This window comes from Planococcus soli (assembly GCF_016881065.1).
Taxonomy (GTDB): domain Bacteria; phylum Bacillota; class Bacilli; order Bacillales_A; family Planococcaceae; genus Planococcus; species Planococcus soli.
The window spans coordinates 257,224-277,822 of sequence record NZ_WXYN01000012.1; the positions used below are offsets into that span (position 1 = coordinate 257,224).

The window sequence follows — 20,599 nt, forward strand, 5'->3', positions numbered from 1 at the left end:
AGGCAAACGCCTTGTCCACTGACTCTTTTCATTTCACATATGCCGCAACTTTATTCCGTCCAGCCTGTTTCGCTCCGATATACAAAGCACGGTCGGCATTGCGGATCAGCGACATGCCTTCATCGCTGTCGTCCGGTGCTGTTGATACCCCGATGCTTAAGGTGATGTGGACAATTTGCTGCTCCCGATCTGCGGCAAGATCGCTTTCGATCAGGAACTCATGTTTTTCGATGCGCTTGCGCAGGTTTTCAGCCAGCAGCATGGCCAAATCTTTGCTGTAATTTGTCAGCAGTACGACGAACTCTTCACCGCCATAACGGGCGATGGTTCCTTCGCCGCCAATTTCTTCTCTTAAAATATCCGCCAGCTGAACGAGGATGTCGTTGCCGCTTTGATGTCCGTAACGGTCATTGATGCTCTTGAAATGATCGATGTCCATCATAATGAGCGACAATTGCTTCAGACGCCCTTCATTCATTTCTTTAATGCAACTCTCCAGACTTTCATCCAAATAGCGGTAATTGTATAGTTTGGTCAATCCGCAGCGTTCGCTTTTCGCGATGACCTTTTGCATATAGCCGGCCTTTTCCAGCGACACTGCGAAATAAGTACTGAGAATTTCCAGAATCTGCAGCTGGTGTTTGGCGAAGGCGTATTTCTTTTTCGATGCCAGCACCAAAACCCCTTCTGTCTTATTGTTGCGGGCAATAGGTGTAGCCATTAGGCTTTCTGTGTCTTTCGGAAGATTGCCGGTGATCAAATCCTGCCACTGGCTTTTTACATCGTAAATATAAGAGTCGTTGGTGATGATTACTTTTCCAGCGATCCCTTTATTATAAGGGATCGATTTGATTTCACGAGGCTGCAATTTATTGTTTTCATAGATGCGCAGCATTTGCTGCAGGTCGTCCCTGTAATCGATTACATAGGCATATTCGACTTTGAACATTTTAGCGACCTGCACAACAAACTGATCGAGCACTTCTTCGGTCTCCAGCCGTGTGGCAAGCTGGTGTCCGATTGCCCCAGCCTTTTTCAAATCGATGTTGACCTGCTCGGAGTTATTATACATCTTCAGCACAGCAGTCATGATGAAAAACGGAACACCCAGCAGGACAAGAGCTGCAACACCGATATACGATTCAAAAATGTACATCGCGATGGCATATGGGAAGATCACCAGCATCAGGACAAAATCCCAAATGGCATCGATCGAAAAAAATTTGCTGTGGTTGCCGCTGATCCGATCATAAACTTGGAAAATGATTTGATTGCTCAAGAGCGACACTACTTGGAAAACCAATCCATATAAAATTACATGAGACAGTTCCAAAGAGCCGATTTGACCGCCAGCCGCCACAAACGCGAGACCTGCGATTAAAGAAATAAGGAAAAACATTAATGAGTTGAAAGGAATCCGCAGCGATTGCGCTTCATTCGTTCGGCTACGGTACAGCACAATGAACATGCTCAATTGAGAAACCAGCATCTCGATAAAAATGCCATATTTCAAGAACAGTGCCACGGTTACCCATTGCACCAAAAACGTCGAAGCGCCGTTGATGTTCATCGGCATCAGGCTCATTAAAACAAAAAACAAAATGTAGGCCATTAAGTTCCATGGATCTGCTACAGATGGCGGGAAAAAATTATAGACAACCACTAAGCCTGCTGGAACAATCAGAGTCCATAAGCTCCAAAGAATCGTTTTGCGAGTAAATTTCTTCCCCATGACATCTTCCCTTTCTAGACGAACTAAATCCATTTTTTACTAACTGTATTTAGCATTGATAATATTGAAAAAATGAATCCGTATAGTTTCTAAGGACTGCCAAGAGAAAAAGTGAACCCGTGACTATAGTCTCTTCTTTTCTGTCATTTACAGGTAATATATCATATAAATTTGTAATTGTCTTTCTTTTACTTCTACTTTCTTCAAATAAAGTTTTGGCCGGCAACGCGCGTTCATTTTCAAAATTGATAAAAGTGAAATGATCGCTGATCGTTTCGAGTTGGCGCAGGGCATACACATAGTCCTTATCTTTAAAGATTCCCATGACAATGTGAATGGGACGGCCGGGTAATGTTTCTTTTACTGTTTCCACGAGTGCATCGATGCTTGCTTTGTTGTGTGCCCCGTCAAAAATAACCCCCGGCAAGATCTTTTCAAACCGGTAAGCAAGCGTGGTCGATGACAAGCCAAGCTGCGCTTTTTCTTCATCAAACTCCAGGCCAAGCAATTCCTTGGAGGCTTCGAGTGCAAGTGCAGCATTCTTTTGCTGATGCGGTCCTTTCAATCCTAAACGTACATCTGCCAATTTGCTTGGCTCGATCACTTCCGAGTGGAGACGGTCTGCTTTTTCCCGAACAATGTTCATCGCTTCTTTTGGAAGATCGCCGACAACGACCGGCTTCCATTTTTTTATGATTCCAGCTTTATGGCGAGCGATTTCTTCTATTGTATTTCCTAAGAAATTAGTATGATCGATGGAGATGGAAGGAATGATGGCAATCTCTGGATCGATGACGTTGGTGCTGTCAAGCATCCCTCCCATGCCCGCTTCAATGATGGCAAAATCAGGGGCTTGCTTTCGGAAAATGACAAATGCCGCTGCAGTCAAAAGCTCGAAATCGGTTAAAGGGGTCTTCACTACACTCAATTTTTGCATGGCCCAGCCAAGTTCCTCTGAACTGACAGGCGTGCCGTTGATCTGAATCTGATCATGAAGATCCTGGATGCATGGCGAATAGAAATTGCCGACGCTGCGGCCATGCGCTTGCAGGATAGCCGAAAGAAAAGCCGCGGTAGAGCCTTTGCCATTGGTGCCTGCCAGATGGATGAACGTGCCCGTTTGGTGGGGATTTCCGAGTTCTTCCAATGCAGCGGTGATGGCATCCAAGCCAGGCAGAATGGCAGAGTCTGTATGTATATTCCATTTGTTCTTATATTGTTCAAGTCCGATTATCATAAGAAGCCTCTTTTCCGCAGTAAACATGATACACTTTTTGAGTATGATTATAGCACGAAGGTGGAATGGATATGACGAGTTGTTGGGTTATTTACAACGGAAGCCTAGTTTCCGATAAGTTTGCAGACCAAGCCAGGCTTGTGGCCGAAGCAGCCGACCGAGCAGGCATCGCTGTAAAGATCATGAAGAATTACGAAACCATAATGGATTTATCAGTTAACTTAAGTATACCCGATTTTGCAATTTTATTGGATAAAGATATATTGCTTGGATATTTTTTGAAAAGCCGTGGCGTTCCGATTTACAACGATCCCGCCGTCATTGATTTATGCGACAACAAAGCCACCCAATATGTCCAGCTCGCCGCGCGACAGTTGCCGATGCCGCGGACCATCGTTGCACCGAAAGTCTATCCGAATTTCTCTATACTGGATTCCGGCTATTTTGAAGAGGTCATCGATCGCCTTGGGCTGCCGATGGTCATCAAAGAGGGCCACGGCTCGTTTGGCATGAAAGTGTATTTGATTGAAACTGAAGAACAGTTTTACGAGAAAGTCGACAGCTTGAGAGGCATCGATTTTGTCTTTCAGGAATTCGTTGCATCGAGCCGCGGCCGCGACATTCGCGTCAACATTGTCGGTGGACGGATCGTTGCAGCCATGTACCGCCATTCCGAGACTGATTTTCGTGCCAATATTACCAATGGCGGCGTAGCTTCTCCCATTGAGCTGACCGCTGCCCAAAAAGAAATGGCATTGGCGGCAGCGCATGCAGTTGGTGCGACGTTCGCCGGAGTCGATTTGCTGTTTGGCGAAAATGAACAGCCTTTAGTGTGCGAAGTAAATGCCGCCGCACACATCCGCAATATCCTCAATGTCACAGGCATCAATGTCGCAGACGCCATGATTGCTTATATATTGGAGGACTTAGGATGAAACTTCTTTATGAAACGGATGACGCTAAACGAAACCAAGGTTTTATAGATGAGCTCGAGCGCTTTGGAGATGCTGCACTGGTATCGTGGGATGACTGGAGTGAAGATGGACTGGCAATGCTTGTGGATAAGTTGCACGATGACACCGTGCTTTTCCGTGTACGCCGTCCCGCAGCAGCCCGCTTCTTGGAAGACCACGGGATCTGCTTAGTGAACCGGGCAGAAGTAAACCGCATCGCCAACGACAAATGGCAATGTTACCAGTTGTTCCTGCTGCTGGGTGTTCCAACTGTTCCGACCTACCGGGAAGCACTGGAATTTCCGTGCATCGCCAAAACCACAGACGGACATGGCGGGTCTGAGGTGTGGCTTATGGATTCCACTGAAGAACTTCCAGAAGCCTCTTCCCCGTTGATTTTCCAGCCGGTGGTCGAGCATTTGGCCGATGTCCGAGCCTACGTCATTGGCACAGAAGTTGTCGGTGCCGTCAAGCGCAGCTCCGGCCAATCGTTCAAAGCTAATTATTCACTCGGTGGAGCTATCGAGAAGTTTACTCTTACTGCCGTCCAGGAAAAGGATGTCCTACGGATTGCGCGTGCTTTAAACAGCGACTATATCGGCATCGACTTTTTGCTGCTGGGAGATGGACGCCACCTGTTCAATGAAATCGAAGATCCCGTCGGAGCACGTTCGTTCTATGAAACGCACGATGAAAATATTGCAGAATTGCTGGTGGAACATATACGTAAGCTGGAAAAACATGGACCATTCCGGCAGGAAGAAGGCCCAAAGTAGTTTTATCTTTTCCAAACCGCTCCGGCCGCTTTGGGAATGGCTCCGCAAGAAGCCAGGCAAAGAACGCCAGTCTTCCTGCTTCGCCCAGCCCGTGGACGCTCCGTCGCTAAGAAACATGTAAATCCGAAGCAAGTCCATGTTCTTCACATCCCTATAAAAACGCAAAAACCGCTCTCCCCAAAAGGGAAAGCGGTTTTTTCATCTTACAGATTCTGCAATTCTACAATGCGTTTTTCAACCGTTGCGTGTTTTTCCACGTAATCGGCTTGCTTCGCACGTTCTTCTGCAACAACTGCTTCAGGTGCTTTGGAAACAAAGCGTTCGTTCGACAACTTGCCGCTGACGAGCTTCACTTCTTTCGCCCATTTTTCCAGTTCTTTATTCAGACGTGCAAGCTCTGCATCGATATCGATCAAGCCTTCAAGCGGCATGAACAACTCCGCACCGGAAACAACAGCTGACATCGATTTTTCTGGAGCTTCGATGTTTTGGCCGATCGTCAACGTTTCCGGGTTGCAGAAACGTTCAATGTACGCTGCATTCGCTTCAAGTACGGCGTGCGTGTTGGCATCTTTTGCCGAGATCGTCAATGGCACTTTTTTGCTCATCGGCGACTGCACTTCTGAACGGATGGTCCGCACCGAACGGATAACATCCATCAACAGCTTCATGCTCGAAGACTGGCTTTGGTCCGTCAGGGAATCATCCACTGTCGGCCATGCCGCAATGGTGATCGATTCGCCTTGGTGCGGCAAGTTCTGCCAAATTTCTTCCGTGATGAACGGCATGAACGGATGCAACAATCGCATCGTGTTATCCAGTACATACGCAAGAACCGAACGCGTCATTTTCTTCGCTTCTTCATCTTCGCCGTATAATGGCAGTTTCGACATTTCGATATACCAGTCACAGAAATCATCCCAGATAAAGTTGTAAAGCGAGCGTCCCACTTCACCGAATTCGTAGCGTTCTGCAAGTTCTGTCACCTGTTCGATGGTTTCATTCAAACGGGTCAGGATCCATGAATCGGCTACGGATTTCTTGCCGGAAAGATCGATTTGGTCGTACGTCATGCCTTCCATGTTCATCAACGCAAAACGGGAAGCATTCCAGATTTTGTTGGCAAAGTTCCACACAGACTCCACTTTGTCGTTCGAGTAGCGCAGGTCCTGTCCAGGAGACGATGCGGTTGCCAGGAAGTAGCGCAGGGAATCCGCTCCGTATTCAGATATGACATCCATCGGATCGACGCCGTTGCCGAGTGATTTGGACATTTTGCGTCCTTCCGCATCGCGTACAAGACCGTGGATCAATACGTCTTTAAACGGCTTTTCACCGGTGAATTCAAGAGCCTGAAAAATCATCCGTGATACCCAGAAATTGATGATGTCATAGCCTGTAACCAACGCATCGGTCGGATAGTAGCGGCTCAGGTCATCGTTTTCTTCGGGCCAGCCAAGCGTCGAGAAAGGCCATAGGGCAGATGAGAACCATGTATCCAACACGTCTTCATCCTGTGTCCAGTTTTCAGCGTCAGCCGGTGCTTCGTGGCCAACGTAGATTTCACCTGTTTCGTTATGGTACCAGGCAGGAATCTGATGCCCCCACCAAAGCTGGCGCGAGATGCACCAGTCGCGGATGTTTTCCATCCAGTGCAAATACGTTTTCTCGAAACGGTCCGGTACGAAGTTAACACCTGCATCGGCTTTTTGTGCTTCCACTGAAGCAGCAGCCAAAGGTTTCATGTCTACGAACCACTGTGTGGACAGGTAAGGTTCTACAACGGCCCCGCTGCGTTCTGAATGGCCAACTGAATGCAAATGTTCTTCAATTTTGAACAAAACATCCAGGTCCTGCAAGTCTTTGATGATCTGCTTGCGGCATTCGAACCGGTCAAGCCCTTCGTATTTGCCGGCGTTCTCGTTCATCGAACCGTCTTCGTGCATGATCAGCACGCGTTCCAGGTTGTGGCGATTGCCGATTTCAAAGTCGTTCGGGTCGTGGGCCGGTGTAATCTTGACAGCGCCGCTTCCGAATTCCATGTCCACGTAATCGTCCGCAACAATTTCCATTTCGCGGCCGATGATCGGCAGGATGACTTTTTTGCCGATCAAATGCTGGTAGCGCTCGTCTTTCGGGTGAACCGCAACCGCGGTATCGCCAAGCATCGTTTCCGGGCGCGTTGTCGCGATTTCGATGTGGCCGCTGCCGTCTGCAAGCGGATAGCGCATATGGTAAAACGCACCTTGTACGTCTTTGTAGATAACTTCAATATCGGAAATGGCGGTTTTGGTATTCGGATCCCAGTTGATGATATATTTGCCGCGGTATATGAGCTTTTTCTCATACAGTTTCACGAAAACTTCGCGCACCGCTTTTGACAAGCCGTCTTCCAACGTAAAGCGTTCTCGGGAATAATCAAGTCCAAGGCCCAGTTTTGACCATTGCTCACGGATATGGCCCGCATACTGGTCTTTCCATTTCCACGATTCTTCGAGGAATGCTTCACGGCCCAAATCATAGCGTGAACGCCCTTCTTCTTTCAGTTTGCCTTCCACTTTTGCCTGCGTCGCGATGCCGGCATGGTCCATCCCTGGCAGCCATAAGGCATCAAAGCCCTGCATGCGCTTCATGCGTGTCATGATGTCCTGCAAGGTCGTGTCCCAGGCATGCCCCAAATGCAGCTTGCCGGTCACGTTCGGCGGCGGAATCACAATGGTATATGGCGTTTTGCCGCTTTCCGGTTTCGCTTCGAAGAATTTGTTGCTGACCCACCAATCGTAACGCCCTTTTTCAATCGATTGCGGATCGTACTTGGTCGACATTTGTTCAGTCATTGGAATTCCTCCTCTAGTTTCTGGCAGAACGCAAAAAACTCCTATCGTCTGTAAAGGACGAAGGAGTTTTTCGCGGTACCACCTTTATACACAGGTCCACTTGCACACCTGGCTCTCAAGTTTCATAACGGATGTTAAGTCCGGTTCCCGCTACTCGTTTCACGGCAACTGCTCCGAGGTGACATTCAAATGTGTGCCCATGAAAACCTCTCACCACTCGGTCTTCTCTCTGAAATGCACGCACATCCTACTATCCTCTTCAACGCATGATTATCTAATTACTCTCATTGTACTCAATATTCGGTTTTAGCGTCAAGTTTTTTTACAATGAACGCCACAATCGGTGCAGCAATCAAAAGAATAAAGAACAGGCGGAACAATTGGAAGCCGGTGATTAGCGCTACATCTCCTCCGACCGCCAGCGCCGTAATGGCCATTTCTGCAATGCCGCCGGGGGCTGCGCTCAGGAAAAAGTCGAGAAATATGTATTCAGGCAGCCACTGTGCAAGAATCATCGCAATCAAAACTGTAAACCCAATGAGCAAAGCGTTGTTCAACACAATTGCGGCACCAAGCCGAAATGTCAGTTTTTCGCCGATCCCTTCCATCTGCAACCCGAGATTTGCACCAATGCACACTTGCGCGATGGCAATGAGCCAGTAAGGCATATCGATCAGGACATCGCCCGACATGGTCTGGACGACAGCCATCGTCAGGATCGGTGTCAGCAGTTCAGCAGCTGGAAAGCCGATCCGTTTCATTCCCATGAAAAGCACAACACCGACAACGAACGCCAACAAAAAAAGTGACGGCGAGAATGCGAATATCTGCTGCTCCATTTCTCCTGCGCCTCTGCCGTTCAAAAATATCGTCAAGAACGGCACGATTGTTACCACCATGAAAATCCGGATGGTCTGCATCATCGTCACAACGGTGATGTTTGCCGACGGAATGTCTTCAGCAAGAACGACCATCTGTGCCAGTCCGCCCGGAATCGAACCAAGCAGGCTCGTCGCCAAGCTTTCATTGACCATTCGCTTAAACAACAGCCCGAGCCCAATTGACAGCGCAACGACTGAAACAGTCATAAATGCCATATACGGCAAATCCACTGCCATCAACAACACCGCATCCCTCGTAAACGACGAACCGATCTGAATGCCCAGCATCACAAGTCCCGCTGTCCGCAAAATTTTCGGCCAGTACAAAGGAATTTTCGTGAATTGATTGACCAACAATAAAGCAAACATCGGTCCAAGCAGCCACGGCAGGAACATGCCGATCGCTTCAAACAGCGCTCCCGCTGCTGTTGCAATAATGGCGGTCAGTATAAACGCCCTCACAGTCATCCCTCTTTTCCACGTGCCATTAGTTCTTTCTATGTTACACGAAATAACAAAGTATATGTGCGGTGAGAGAAATTTCATGATTTTCCGCTCTCCGTTAATGAGTCCATAAAAAATAAGGCACCCAAAAAATCGGATGCCTCTTTTCTATATTAGCGTGCCAGTTTAGCAAATACGGCATGGAATGCTTCTACGGTTTTTGCAATATGCTCTTCCGTGTGGGCAGTCGATAGGAACATGCCTTCAAACTGGGACGGCGGCAAGAAGATGCCTTCTTCTGCCATCAACCGATAGTAATCCGCAAACAAATCGGTGTCCGAAGTTTTCGCAGTTTCAAAATCAACCACGTCTTCGTTGGTGAAGAAGAAACCAATCATCGAACCGGCGCGGTTAACAGTATGCGGGATGTTGTATTTCGTCGCTGCTTCCCGGAATCCTTTTTCCAGCTGGTCGCCGCGTTCAATGAACACGTCGTAGCTTTCTTCTGTCAAACGGGACAAGGTTTCGAAACCTGCGCGCATAGCGAGCGGATTGCCGGACAACGTGCCTGCCTGGTAAATCGAACCGCTTGGTGCCACTTGCTGCATGATTTCACGCTTGCCGCCGAATGCGCCAACCGGCAGTCCGCCTCCGATAACTTTGCCGAGGCATGTCATATCAGGCGTAACACCGAAATAGCCTTGTGCGCAATTATAGCCGACACGGAAACCGGTCATGACTTCATCAAAAATAAGAACGGTGCCGTTTTCATGCGTCAAGTTGCGGAGTTCCGTCAAAAAGCCCTCATTTGGCGGCACAACGCCCATATTGCCGGCAACCGGTTCTACAATAACTGCAGCCAGATCGTCGCCGAACTCCTGAAACGCCAATCGAAGGCTTTCAAGGTCGTTGTATGGAACCGTTATGGTGTTTTTCGCAATCGATGCTGGAACCCCTGGTGAATCAGGCAAGCCCAAAGTCGCAACGCCTGAACCAGCTTTGATCAACAGGCTGTCGCCGTGCCCGTGGTAGCAGCCTTCAAACTTCAGGATTTTGTCGCGTCCGGTATAGCCGCGCGCCACGCGCAAAGCGCTCATCGTCGCTTCCGTACCAGAAGATACCATACGTACCATTTCGATCGATGGAACACGTTCCATGACCAGTTTCGCCATCGTGTTTTCAAGTTCAGTCGGCGCGCCGAAAGATGTGCCAAGCGCCGCTGTTTCCTGAATCGCTTTGACCACTTCCGGATGGGCATGGCCCAAAATCAGCGGGCCCCAGGACAAAACGTAATCGATGTAGGTATTGCCGTCTATATCCGTAATGGTCGCTCCGCTGCCGGATTGCATGAAAATCGGATCCATGTTGACCGATTTAAAGGCACGGACCGGGCTGTTGACGCCGCCCGGCATCAGTTTTTTTGCTTCAGTGAATGCTGCCAATGATTTTTCGTATGTCATTTAGTTCCCTCCAACCAGCGTGCTGCATCTTTCGCGTGATAGGTCATTACAATATCCGCTCCAGCGCGCTTCATGCTAAGTAATGTTTCAAGAACAATTTTCTCTTCATCGATCCAGCCATTTGCTGCGGCCGCTTTAACCATCGCGTACTCGCCTGATACGTTGTAGGCAACGATCGGAATATCAAAATTATCCCGGACTTCACGGATGATGTCCAAATAAGACAGAGCCGGTTTAACGATCATGAAATCTGCGCCTTCCTGAATATCAGAAGTTGCTTCCCGCAAAGCTTCCATGCGGTTAGCCGGATCCATCTGATACGTTTTGCGGTCTCCGAATTGAGGCGTTGAGTGAGCCGCTTCACGGAACGGTCCGTAGTAAGCGGAAGAATATTTAACGCCATAGGACATAATCGGCGTATTTTCAAAACCGGCCTGGTCCAACCCGTAGCGGATTGCCGCAACAAAGCCATCCATCATGTTCGATGGTGCAATAATGTCAGCTCCTGCTTTTGCCTGTGAAACAGCAGTGCGCGCCAACAGATCAAGTGATTCATCGTTCAAGATAACGCCATTTTCAATAACGCCGCAATGGCCGTGGTCTGTGTATTGGCATAGGCATGTATCAGCAATGACCACTAGCTCAGGATGGTGCTCTTTTGCAAAACGAATCGCTTCCTGGGTAATGCCATGGTCGTGATACGCTTGTGAGCCGACTGCATCTTTTTCATTTGGTACACCGAAAAGAATGACCGAAGGAATTCCAAGGCCAACGACTTCATCGAGTTCTTCGCCCAGTTTATCCAGTGAATAATGGAAAACACCCGGCATGGATGAAATCTCGTGTTTGATGTTTTCACCTTCGACCACAAAAATCGGATAAATAAAATCCTCTTTATGTAAGCTCGTTTCGCGGACCATTGACCGGATATTGGCTGAACCGCGTAAACGGCGGTGACGGTTAAAATTCAATTCTTTCATTTCGACAAACTTCCTTTCGCTATTTCATTGATAACTTCTATATAGGTATATTTCTTTGGAGTAAAATCGACTGTTCCGCCGATTGCCTGAATGGCGTTCTGCGTTACGTGGCCAATGGCAGCAGTGCGGATATTCGACCAGTCGCCTCCCGCCTGCCGGTATGCCGACACGGCAGAAGGACTGGCAAAAAGAATGGTGACGTCTTTTAGCAGCACCAGTTTCCTAGCGTTTTCCATGTTCAGGACCGTATCATAGACCGTCCATTCATCCACTTGCATCGGCATGGAAGCAATGGTGTTTTTCGCCAAAGATCCTTTGATGAACAAGCATTTGGAATTCCCTGCAATTGCGGGAAACTCCTGGATAAAATGGTCGGCACTGAAGACCTTCGGGATGAAATCCGGCGCGTAGCCATGCTGCTGCAAAACCGCAGCCGTCTGATCTCCAACCGCGGCAATCTTTGCTCCTACGGTTTCATGAAGCTGGCAAAATGCCTGGGCACTGGTGCGGCTTGTAAAAATCAGCCAGTCGTAGCTGTTAAAGTCAGGCTTTTCCGACTGGCGGATGGATGTTGTTACAAGCGGAAAATAAAGCGTCTTCGCTCCCAGCGATTGTGCATGGCGGACCGCTTCTGCCGGTTCTCTTGATCCGGTGAAAACAACAGTTTCGCCTTCAAGCAGTGGCTTTTCCTTAGACATTGCTCTCAGCTTTAACGCGCTGAATCAAATCATAGCCGCCCTGTGCGCTGATTTTCTCAGCAACAACTCGGCCGGCTTCGATCGGATCACGGCTGATTGATGTTTCCTTAAACACTTGATCTGCTTCCGGTGAAGAAATCAATCCTGTAAATGTAATTTCTCCATCCTTCACAGTTCCGTATCCTGCAATCGGCACTTGGCAGCTGCCATCCATGTCTCTCAGGAATTTGCGCTCTGCATTAACAGCCAATGCCGTTTCTTCGTGATTAAGTTTAGCCAGTACAGCTAAAAGTTCTTCGTCTTCTTCGCGGCATTCAATCCCTAACGCACCTTGCCCGATAGCTGGAAGGCATTCGTCAACTTCCAGGAATTCTGTCACCAAATCATCTTTCCAGCCCATCCGCTTCAAACCGGCTGCTGCTAGAATGATGGCGTCAAAATCACCCGCTCTTAGTTTTGCAAGGCGCGTATCGATGTTTCCGCGAATCCATTGAATATCGAGGTCTGGACGCAACAGTAAAAGCTGTGAACTGCGGCGCAAACTGCTTGTTCCGACAACTGCTCCAACCGGAAGGTCCAATAATTTCACATGGCCATTGGCAATGTACGCATCGCGCGGATCTTCACGCTCTGGAATACAGCCTATAGTTAGACTTTCAGGCAATACCGAAGGCATATCTTTCATGCTGTGGACAGCAAAATCGATTTCTTTATTAAATAGCGCCTGTTCGATTTCTTTGACGAAAAGACCTTTGCCGCCAACTTTTGATAGCATGACGTCAACAATGCGGTCGCCTTTAGTGACGATTTCCTTGATTTCAAACTCAAAAGGCGCTCCCGCCGCTTTTAACTTATCGATAAACTGGTTGGTTTGCGTCAACGCCAGTTTGCTTCTTCTTGAACCTACAATAATTTTTCTCAAAATAAATCCTACCTTTCTTTAATACCAAAAATGAAATTCAGATAATCGGCTGCCTAAAAAGAAATTGATCAGCAGCAATAAAAATGCATATGCATGGGCCAGCGCATAATTCATGCCGTTTAATGAACCCTTGCGATGCCACCATAGGATAAAGCTGTAAACAACCAGGAGGATGAACGAACCGATAATCTTCATGTCGAGCAATGAAAATTCTGCAAGGGATATATAAGCCCATTGCAGCCCGAGAACGAGCGACACGAACAGCAGCGAAATGCCGACAAGGATGGAAATTGTCATAAACTGCTGGGTTTGGCCGAGTGATGGCAGATTGCTCCATTGTTTTGTCCACTTTTTCTGCTTCAGCATCCGGTAAAGAATCATGTGAAGCACCGAAAAGACAAACGACAAAGAAAAAGCCACGTACGACAAGATCGCGAAGCTGATGTGGATGAACAATAGCTCCGACACCAGCGCTTCCCCGACAGGAGAGCGTTCGATCTGAACCGGCGCAAATGTATGGATCGTCATAAAGATAAATCCGATAATGTTGATAAAAAATACAGCAAAATCAAAGCTGTAAAAAATACGCAGGACGAGCGACAGCGTCACCAACAGCCAGGCATAAAAATAAATGCCTTCAAACAAGGTCAATATCGGGAACCGCTGGGTCTCAAAAATGTACAGACCCAAAAATATCGTTTGCAATACCCAGACAATGCCGAGCAGTGACATGGCGATCCGGCTAGCTCTTTTTTCTTTATATAAGTAATCTATAAAATAAAAAACAAGGCTGACAGCATATAGAATAACCATAGCTTCGTGCAGCCTTGCCATTGTTATATCAGCCATCCCATTCCCCTTCGTTTCCATAGTTAAAGGCGTTTCGTCTCTACATTTTAACATATAGAATCGAAAACGCCTCTTTAAGAAAGCTTAAAATGAATATCCGGGAGCTTTAGTTGTTGATTGCTGGGTTTGAAGAACGGCTTTATCCGTTTTCTGTTGCGTTGCTTTTGATTGTTTTGCAATTTCCTGTTCCACTTCATCTTCGATTCCGAAGATTTGCATGAACAACTCCAATTGCTCGCGGGATTTAGGCGCTCCGCCCATTTCCTTTGCTTGCAGAATCGGATCTTTCAACAATTGATTGATGATCGATTTCGTATGTTTGTTCAAAATTTTCTTTTCGCGGTCAGTCAGATCTGGCATTTTGTTTTCAATGCTCGCCATTGTCTCAGCCTGAATGCCAAGTGCTTTTTGGCGAAGCGCAGAAATTACTGGTACAACGCCAAGCGTCGTCAGCCAGTCGTTAAACTGGATAGCTTCCTGGTCAATCATGGTCATGATTTGGCCAGCTGCGCGTTCACGCTCTGCCAGGTTCGCTTCCACAATTCCTTGCATGTCGTCGATGTCATATAAGAAAACGCTCTGCAAGTCACCAATTCGTGGATCCATATCACGCGGTACGGCGATGTCCACCATAAACAAAGGCTTGCCTTTGCGAAGCTTTTCAACATACTGCATCAATTCAAAATCAATGACAAAGTCAGCTGAACCCGTAGATGAAATGAGGATATCCGCTTCAAGCAATGCGCATTGCAATTGGTTTAACGGTTTCGCGTTGCCGCCGAATTTATCCGCAAGCAGTTCTGCTTTCTCAAATGTACGGTTAATCACCGTAATTCGATCAGCACCGCTGCCTTGTAAGTTTTTAATCGCCAATTCACCCATTTTGCCGGCGCCTAAAATGACGACGCTTTTGTTTTTAAGCGTGCCAAAAATCTTCTTGCCGAGTTCAACCGCTGCGTACGATACAGATACCGCGTTTTCACCAATGGCCGTTTCGGAATGCGCTCGTTTTGCCAACGTTACGGCCTGTTTGAACAGTTGATTGAACACTGTTCCAGTGGTGCCGTATTCCTGGCCTGCAAGAAAGCTGCTTTTCACTTGTCCTAAAATTTGTGTTTCGCCCAGAACCATCGAATCGATGCCGGCCGTTACACGGAATAAGTGCTCGATTGCTTTGTCCTGCTCATAGACAAATAAGTACTGCGAAATCGCTTCTTGTGGGAGGCCAAAATAATCGGCAAGAAACTGCTTCACATAATACTTGCCTGTGTGAAGCTGATCCACCACCGCATAGATCTCCGTCCGGTTGCACGTAGATACGATGACGTTTTCCAATATGCTTTTTTGTTCTTTTAGCGCCTGCATCGCCTGTGGCAGCTCATTTTCAATAAATGACAGCTTTTCACGGATCTCCACAGGTGCAGAGCGATAATTCACCCCAACTACTAAAGTATGCATGGGTACAAAACACCTTTCCCGGTCAATATTTCATATAAACTTAGTATACCACTTATCATCTTTAATATGCTTTTGAAATTGTGAACAAGACATGAATATAACGCTTATTTATAATTATTATAATCTAATACTAGCAAAGGTGTTTCGGGTCTACAAGTATAACGCTCTTAGTCGGAATTGCCTGTTAACTTACGCGTTGCAGTGTGAAGAATTCGCTCCCTGCGGGGTCTCCTTAATGTCGCTTCACTGCTCCATCAGCAGTCGCCGCCTTGCACTCCTTCTTATAAGCAACGTCACGTAATAAGACATTAGATTTTTCTAAGTAAGATTATTACATAAGTTGAACTAATAATCCTCACCTGTCGATAGACCGCAAAACAGCTGCTAATGCTCACGCTCCAGATTCTCAGTCATCACCCTTTACAAAAGAGGCACAGGAATTTTGCTCCACATACTTTGGAATCGCACTGAAAAAACAAACTCTCTCTTTAATTTAGAAAAATCTCTTAGCGCCGGCGCGTCCAAGGGGTAGCTGAAGCAGGAAGACTGGCGTTGTTCAGCCAGGCTTATTGCGTGAAGCATCCCCAAAGCGACCGAAGCGGTATATTAAGTGATGATTTTCAGATTCAGCTTTATTGTAATAAAAACGTCAGAAGATATGCAGCAAACCAACAGAACACCGAGCAGAATTTTTATTTAAAAAAAGCACAACCCGAAGGCTGCGCTTAAGTTTATTACATTCTGCTTTCGATTTCTTGCCATGCTTCGTCTTTGCCCAGGCCGGTTTCGGATGAGAAGACGATCAATGGATCGGATTTGTCCATATCCAAAGTTGTGCGGACAATCTTCTTGTGCTTGTCCCATTTTCCTTTTGGAATTTTATCCGCTTTGGTCGCGATGATGATGCATGGAATTTCAAAATGTTTCATGAAATCATACATAGCCACATCGTCTTTGCTTGGCGGGTGGCGCAAATCAACGATCTGAATAACAGCGCGCAATGGCTCGCGGTCTGTAATATAGCGTTCGATCATCTTGCCCCATGCTTCGCGTTCGCTTTTTGATACTTTGGCATAGCCGTATCCAGGAACGTCGACATAGAACAGCTTTTCTTCGATTTTATAGAAGTTTAACGTCTGTGTCTTGCCGGGTTTGGATGAAATGCGGGCCATGCTTTTGCGGCCGATCATTTTGTTGATGAAAGACGATTTGCCGACGTTTGACCGTCCGGCTAAAGCGAATTCCGGCAGGCCGTCTTCCGGATACTGGTCTGGACGGACGGCGCTGATAACTAGTTCTACATTATTAACTTTCATTCATTTTCTCCTTCCAAGGCAATTTCCAATGCCTCGTCTGCTTGAGAGACCAGTTTAAAGGTCAGTTCTTCACGGATGGTTTCTGGGATATCTTCCAAATCCCGCTCGTTATCAAGCGGCAGGATGATGGTCTTCAAGCCGGCACGGTGAGCACTCAAGGTTTTCTCTTTGATTCCACCAATTGGCAAGACACGTCCGCGGAGTGTGATTTCACCCGTCATACCGACTTCACGGCGGATCGGGCGTTTGGTCAAAGCGGACACCAAGGCTGTTGCGATGGTGATCCCCGCTGAAGGGCCGTCTTTTGGAACGGCGCCTTCTGGAACGTGGATGTGGATATCATGCGACTCGTGGAAATTAGGGTCAATCCCAAGCGATTCGGCACGCGCACGGACAAACGACAAAGCGGTCTGTGCAGATTCCTTCATGACATCACCCAGTTTACCTGTTAACTGCAGTTTGCCTTTACCGGCTGACAGAGAAACTTCGATCTGAAGGGTATCTCCCCCGACTGTTGTGTAGGCAAGCCCTGTAGCGACACCAATCTGGTTTTCTGTTTCGGCCATGCCGTAACGGAATTTGCGTTTGCCTAAGTAAGATTCAACTTCCTCTGCCCCGACGGTGACCTGCTCTTTCTCTTTCGAAATAATCTGTTTGGTCACTTTTCGGCAAATAGAAGCGATTTGGCGTTCTAGCCCGCGGACACCAGCTTCGCGCGTATAGTAGCGGACGATGTTGAGCAGCGCTTCGTCTTCAAACTGCAATTGCTCATCCGTCAATCCATGCTCTTTTAATTGCTTTGGTGCCAAATGGTTTTTGGCAATCATCTGTTTTTCAACTTCCGTATAACCGGCAATCGAAATGACTTCCATGCGGTCGCGCAATGGTCCGGGAATCGATCCCAAATCATTCGCTGTGGCAATGAAAAGCACATTCGACAGATCATAGGTTTCTTCAACATAATGGTCGCTGAATGAATTATTTTGTTCCGGATCCAATACTTCCAGCATTGCCGAAGAAGGATCGCCACGGAAATCATTCGACATCTTATCAATTTCATCCAATAGGAACACCGGATTTACTGTTCCGGCTTTTTTCATTCCTTGAATGATCCGGCCTGGCATCGCACCGACATACGTACGGCGATGGCCACGGATTTCCGATTCATCACGGACGCCGCCGAGGGACACGCGGACAAAGTTGCGGTCCAACGATTCCGCAATCGATTTTGCCAATGACGTTTTACCGACACCCGGAGGCCCAACTAGACAAAGAATCGGTCCACGCAAGGAATTGGTCATCTGTTGGACAGCCAAATATTCCAGAACGCGTTCTTTGACGCTTTCCAATCCATCGTGATCGCGATCCAATACTTCTTCAGCGTATTTGATATCCAGACGGTCTTCTGTCGATTCTGACCATGGAATCGTTACGAGCCACTCGATATAGTTGCGAATAATGCCGCTTTCTGCAGCTGCAGAAGGCAGTTTTTCATAGCGGTCTAGCTCTTTCAGAGCCATTTTCTCAGTGGATTCAGGCATTTTTGCATCTTCAATCCGCTTTTTCAAGTCGACCACTTCAGCTGATTTCCCGTCTTTGTCGCCAAGTTCGGTTTGAATCGCCTTCATCTGCTCGCGCAAATAAAACTCTTTTTGTGTTTGTTCCATCGCTTTTTTGACACGAAGGTTGATCCGTTTTTCCAGATCCACTACTTCCTGCTCACTGTGCAGACGGGTGATCAGCAGTTCCAGGCGTTTGCTGATATCAAACATTTCCAGCACTTCCTGCTTGGCAGCCACTTTCATCGAAAGATGGGAAGCCACCATGTCCGCCAATCGGCCCGGCTCTTCAATATCCGCTACCGTGTTATACGTTTCGGTTGTGACTTTTTTCGAGCTCTTGGCATAATTCTCAAAATGCTCCAACAATAAACGCATCAGGGCATCTTGCTCTGCGTCTCTTTCTGTTTCATCCGGGAATGAAGTCACTTCAACAACCGTATAATTGTCAGCTTCTTCGTAATTCTTCATCTGTCCCCGTTCCAAACCTTCAACTAGTACGCGGATTGTGCCGTTCGGCAATTTCAACATCTGTTTGACGTATGCCAAGGTGCCGATTTTGTGAAGATCGTCTTTTTCAGGCTGCTCCGTGCTCATATCTTTTTGGGTCGCCAAAAAGACGATATTGTCTTCCAGCAATGCCTGTTCCAACGCAGCCACAGATCGTTCACGGCCGACATCTATATGCAGCACCATCGTCGGGAAAACAAGAAGTCCTCGCAACGGCAATAATGGAACGCTTTTCGTTACTTTTTTCTTAGCCATGTAGAAAGTCACCTCCGGGAATATTTTCAACAAAAAATTTTAGGGTATGGATGTACTTTTCATTGTTCAGCTTCTGATTTTCCAGTACTGGTCGGGACACGCAGGATGCGTATCAGCTAAACGTTGCGACGCGATGTCGCGCTCTTAGGTTAGCTTCTGCTTTTGGCCGCTTCCGCTTTTCTCTTGTCCAGCTTCAGCGGCCAACTCCTCGGGATGTAAGCCACTCCGGCTGTGCGGCTGAAAAAACGCCGCTTCTCCGGATCGTCTTACACCTGTCGGAGCTAAACGGCCGCTTCCGCTCCTCTAACAAAAACGGGCTGACTCGGACCGTGCGGATGCGCACGATCAGAGTCAGCCCGTATCATCCTTTTTGATTGGTTCATCTGTCACTCTGCGAAATTTTTCCGCAGGGTGAAGTTCCACTCATTATGCGGATGTTTTTTCGTTATTGTCTTTAACGTACTCAGAGCCGTCTTCTAAAATTAGTTTAGGCTGTACGCTATCGGCAACTGTTTCTTTCGTAATGACACATTCGACGATGTCTTCGCGTGAAGGCAGGTCAAACATTACTTCGAGCATAATGTTCTCGATAATTGAACGAAGTCCACGGGCACCGGTTTTGCGTTCAATTGCCAATTTCGCAATTTCGACAAGGGCACCAGGCTCGAATGTCAATTTAACGCCATCAAGCTCCATCATTTTTTGGTATTGCTTGATCAATGCATTTTTAGGTTCAGTCAAAATTTCAACCAACGCTTTTTCATCCAATTGCTCAAGACTTGCCAATACAGGCAAACGGCCGATGAACTCTGGAATTAATCCGAATTTCAACAGATCTTCAGGAATCAATTGGCTAAGCAATGATTTCTCATCCAGCTCTTCTTTGTTCGGATCTGCACCAAAACCGATGATCTTGTTGCCGAGACGGCGTTTGATGATTTGGTCGACTCCATCAAAAGCGCCGCCTACGATGAACAATACGTTCGTCGTATCGATTTGGATGAATTCCTGATGAGGATGTTTGCGTCCGCCCTGAGGTGGTACGCTGGCAGTTGTGCCTTCCAAAATTTTAAGGAGGGCCTGCTGTACGCCTTCACCGGAAACATCGCGCGTAATTGATGGGTTTTCGGATTTACGAGCCACTTTATCGATTTCATCGATATAGATGATGCCTTTTTCTGCGCGTTCCACATCATAATCTGCAGCTTGGATCAGCTTCAATAGGATGTTTTCAACGTCTTCACCGACATAGCCGGCTTCCGTCAATGATGTAGCGTCCGCTATAGCAAACGGCACGTTCAGAATGCGGGCCAATGTTTGTGCGAGCAAAGTTTTCCCGCTACCTGTTGGTCCGATCAATACAATATTGGATTTCGACAACTCAACATCATCAATCTTGCTGTTGGAGTTGACGCGTTTATAATGATTGTATACTGCTACAGCCAGAGATTTCTTCGCTTTTTCCTGACCGATAACATAGCCGTTCAGAATGTCCAGAATTTCTTTTGGCTTAGGCACTTCTTTGAATTCTACTTCTTCGTCCGTACCAAGCTCTTCTTCTACGATTTCCGTACAAAGCTCAATACATTCGTCACAAATATAAACACCTGGTCCTGCAACCAGTTTACGAACCTGCTCTTGTGGTTTGCCACAGAATGAGCATTTTAAATGCTCTTTTTCGTCATTGAATTTGAACAATGTATTCACCCCTATTCAAGCCATTATCTTACAA

15 protein-coding genes and 1 other annotated feature are annotated in these 20,599 nt (G+C 47.2%); of the genes, 2 read left to right on the plus strand and 13 right to left on the minus strand.

Annotation, left to right across the window (positions count from 1 at the left end; genetic code table 11):
• Positions 1-28: 28 nt before the first annotated feature.
• Together GJB59_RS06785 and GJB59_RS06790 are read right to left on the minus strand one after the other, a co-directional pair.
• Positions 29-1,732, minus strand: a complete 1,704-nt coding sequence (locus GJB59_RS06785; protein ID WP_185960032.1) for a sensor domain-containing diguanylate cyclase — start codon at positions 1,730-1,732, stop codon at positions 29-31.
• Positions 1,733-1,781: 49 nt separating this feature from the next.
• The gene (locus GJB59_RS06790; RefSeq protein ID WP_142827703.1) at positions 1,782-2,969 is read right to left on the minus strand and encodes a bifunctional folylpolyglutamate synthase/dihydrofolate synthase; all 1,188 of its coding nucleotides are present in this window, start codon (positions 2,967-2,969) and stop codon (positions 1,782-1,784) included.
• 71 nt (positions 2,970-3,040) lie between these two features.
• Between GJB59_RS06790 and GJB59_RS06795 the strand changes: the two genes are divergently transcribed.
• Together GJB59_RS06795 and GJB59_RS06800 are read left to right on the plus strand one after the other, a co-directional pair.
• Positions 3,041-3,904 carry an ATP-grasp domain-containing protein gene (locus GJB59_RS06795; protein ID WP_142827702.1) on the plus strand — a complete coding sequence of 288 codons (864 nt, stop codon included), beginning with the start codon at positions 3,041-3,043 and terminating at the stop codon, positions 3,902-3,904.
• A complete protein-coding gene (locus GJB59_RS06800; protein WP_142827701.1) occupies positions 3,901-4,698 on the plus strand; it encodes an ATP-grasp domain-containing protein in 798 nt (265 codons plus the stop codon). Before GJB59_RS06795 ends, GJB59_RS06800 begins: the two co-directional genes overlap by 4 nt.
• Before the next feature lie 203 nt (positions 4,699-4,901).
• On the opposite strand, the gene GJB59_RS06805 is transcribed toward GJB59_RS06800, so the two are convergent.
• The 11 genes from GJB59_RS06805 to clpX all read right to left on the minus strand — a co-directional run bounded on the left by GJB59_RS06805 (position 4,902) and on the right by clpX (position 20,565).
• Positions 4,902-7,535 (minus strand): valine--tRNA ligase, encoded by a 2,634-nt coding sequence (locus GJB59_RS06805; protein WP_142827700.1) that lies wholly within the window; start codon positions 7,533-7,535, stop codon positions 4,902-4,904.
• 50 nt (positions 7,536-7,585) lie between these two features.
• Positions 7,586-7,807 (minus strand) — a binding site (T-box leader).
• A 21-nt stretch (positions 7,808-7,828) separates the two neighbouring features.
• On the minus strand, positions 7,829-8,878 hold the full coding sequence (locus GJB59_RS06810; protein ID WP_142827699.1) for an AbrB family transcriptional regulator: 1,050 nt from the start codon (positions 8,876-8,878) through the stop codon (positions 7,829-7,831).
• A 155-nt stretch (positions 8,879-9,033) separates the two neighbouring features.
• Entirely contained in the window at positions 9,034-10,320 is a 1,287-nt protein-coding gene (gene hemL, locus GJB59_RS06815; protein ID WP_142827698.1) for a glutamate-1-semialdehyde 2,1-aminomutase, read from the minus strand.
• Positions 10,317-11,300, minus strand: a complete 984-nt coding sequence (gene hemB, locus GJB59_RS06820; RefSeq protein ID WP_142827697.1) for a porphobilinogen synthase — start codon at positions 11,298-11,300, stop codon at positions 10,317-10,319. The genes hemL and hemB overlap by 4 nt, the downstream gene beginning before the upstream one ends.
• Positions 11,297-11,998: a uroporphyrinogen-III synthase gene (locus GJB59_RS06825; RefSeq protein WP_142827696.1), complete on the minus strand. Its 702-nt coding sequence runs from the start codon at positions 11,996-11,998 to the stop codon at positions 11,297-11,299. Before GJB59_RS06825 ends, hemB begins: the two co-directional genes overlap by 4 nt.
• Complete coding sequence (gene hemC, locus GJB59_RS06830) at positions 11,991-12,920, minus strand: hydroxymethylbilane synthase (RefSeq protein WP_142827695.1); 930 nt, start codon at positions 12,918-12,920, stop codon at positions 11,991-11,993. The genes GJB59_RS06825 and hemC overlap by 8 nt, the downstream gene beginning before the upstream one ends.
• 18 nt (positions 12,921-12,938) lie before the next feature.
• Entirely contained in the window at positions 12,939-13,769 is an 831-nt protein-coding gene (gene ccsA, locus GJB59_RS06835) for a cytochrome c biogenesis protein CcsA (protein WP_142827694.1), read from the minus strand.
• 84 nt (positions 13,770-13,853) lie between these two features.
• Positions 13,854-15,227 carry a glutamyl-tRNA reductase gene (hemA, locus tag GJB59_RS06840; RefSeq protein WP_142827693.1) on the minus strand — a complete coding sequence of 458 codons (1,374 nt, stop codon included), beginning with the start codon at positions 15,225-15,227 and terminating at the stop codon, positions 13,854-13,856.
• A gap of 734 nt (positions 15,228-15,961) precedes the next feature.
• Complete coding sequence (yihA, locus tag GJB59_RS06845) at positions 15,962-16,543, minus strand: ribosome biogenesis GTP-binding protein YihA/YsxC (RefSeq protein ID WP_142827692.1); 582 nt, start codon at positions 16,541-16,543, stop codon at positions 15,962-15,964.
• Positions 16,540-18,867 carry an endopeptidase La gene (lon, locus tag GJB59_RS06850; RefSeq protein ID WP_142827691.1) on the minus strand — a complete coding sequence of 776 codons (2,328 nt, stop codon included), beginning with the start codon at positions 18,865-18,867 and terminating at the stop codon, positions 16,540-16,542. Before lon ends, yihA begins: the two co-directional genes overlap by 4 nt.
• A gap of 426 nt (positions 18,868-19,293) precedes the next feature.
• Entirely contained in the window at positions 19,294-20,565 is a 1,272-nt protein-coding gene (gene clpX, locus GJB59_RS06855; RefSeq protein WP_142827690.1) for an ATP-dependent protease ATP-binding subunit ClpX, read from the minus strand.
• Between the last annotated feature and the right edge of the window lie 34 nt (positions 20,566-20,599).

Excerpts from the sequence above, each read along its gene's own strand:
- GJB59_RS06785 (WP_185960032.1), bottom strand. The coding sequence starts at position 1,732 with ATGGGGAAGAAATTTACTCGCAAAACGATTCTTTGGAGCTTATGGACT.
- GJB59_RS06790 (WP_142827703.1), bottom strand. The coding sequence starts at position 2,969 with ATGATAATCGGACTTGAACAATATAAGAACAAATGGAATATACATACA.
- GJB59_RS06795 (WP_142827702.1), top strand. The coding sequence starts at position 3,041 with ATGACGAGTTGTTGGGTTATTTACAACGGAAGCCTAGTTTCCGATAAG.
- GJB59_RS06800 (WP_142827701.1), top strand. The coding sequence starts at position 3,901 with ATGAAACTTCTTTATGAAACGGATGACGCTAAACGAAACCAAGGTTTT.
- GJB59_RS06805 (WP_142827700.1), bottom strand. The coding sequence starts at position 7,535 with ATGACTGAACAAATGTCGACCAAGTACGATCCGCAATCGATTGAAAAA.
- hemL (WP_142827698.1), bottom strand. The coding sequence starts at position 10,320 with ATGACATACGAAAAATCATTGGCAGCATTCACTGAAGCAAAAAAACTG.
- hemB (WP_142827697.1), bottom strand. The coding sequence starts at position 11,300 with ATGAAAGAATTGAATTTTAACCGTCACCGCCGTTTACGCGGTTCAGCC.
- GJB59_RS06825 (WP_142827696.1), bottom strand. The coding sequence starts at position 11,998 with ATGTCTAAGGAAAAGCCACTGCTTGAAGGCGAAACTGTTGTTTTCACC.
- ccsA (WP_142827694.1), bottom strand. The coding sequence starts at position 13,769 with ATGGCTGATATAACAATGGCAAGGCTGCACGAAGCTATGGTTATTCTA.
- hemA (WP_142827693.1), bottom strand. The coding sequence starts at position 15,227 with ATGCATACTTTAGTAGTTGGGGTGAATTATCGCTCTGCACCTGTGGAG.
- yihA (WP_142827692.1), bottom strand. The coding sequence starts at position 16,543 with ATGAAAGTTAATAATGTAGAACTAGTTATCAGCGCCGTCCGTCCAGAC.
- lon (WP_142827691.1), bottom strand. The coding sequence starts at position 18,867 with ATGGCTAAGAAAAAAGTAACGAAAAGCGTTCCATTATTGCCGTTGCGA.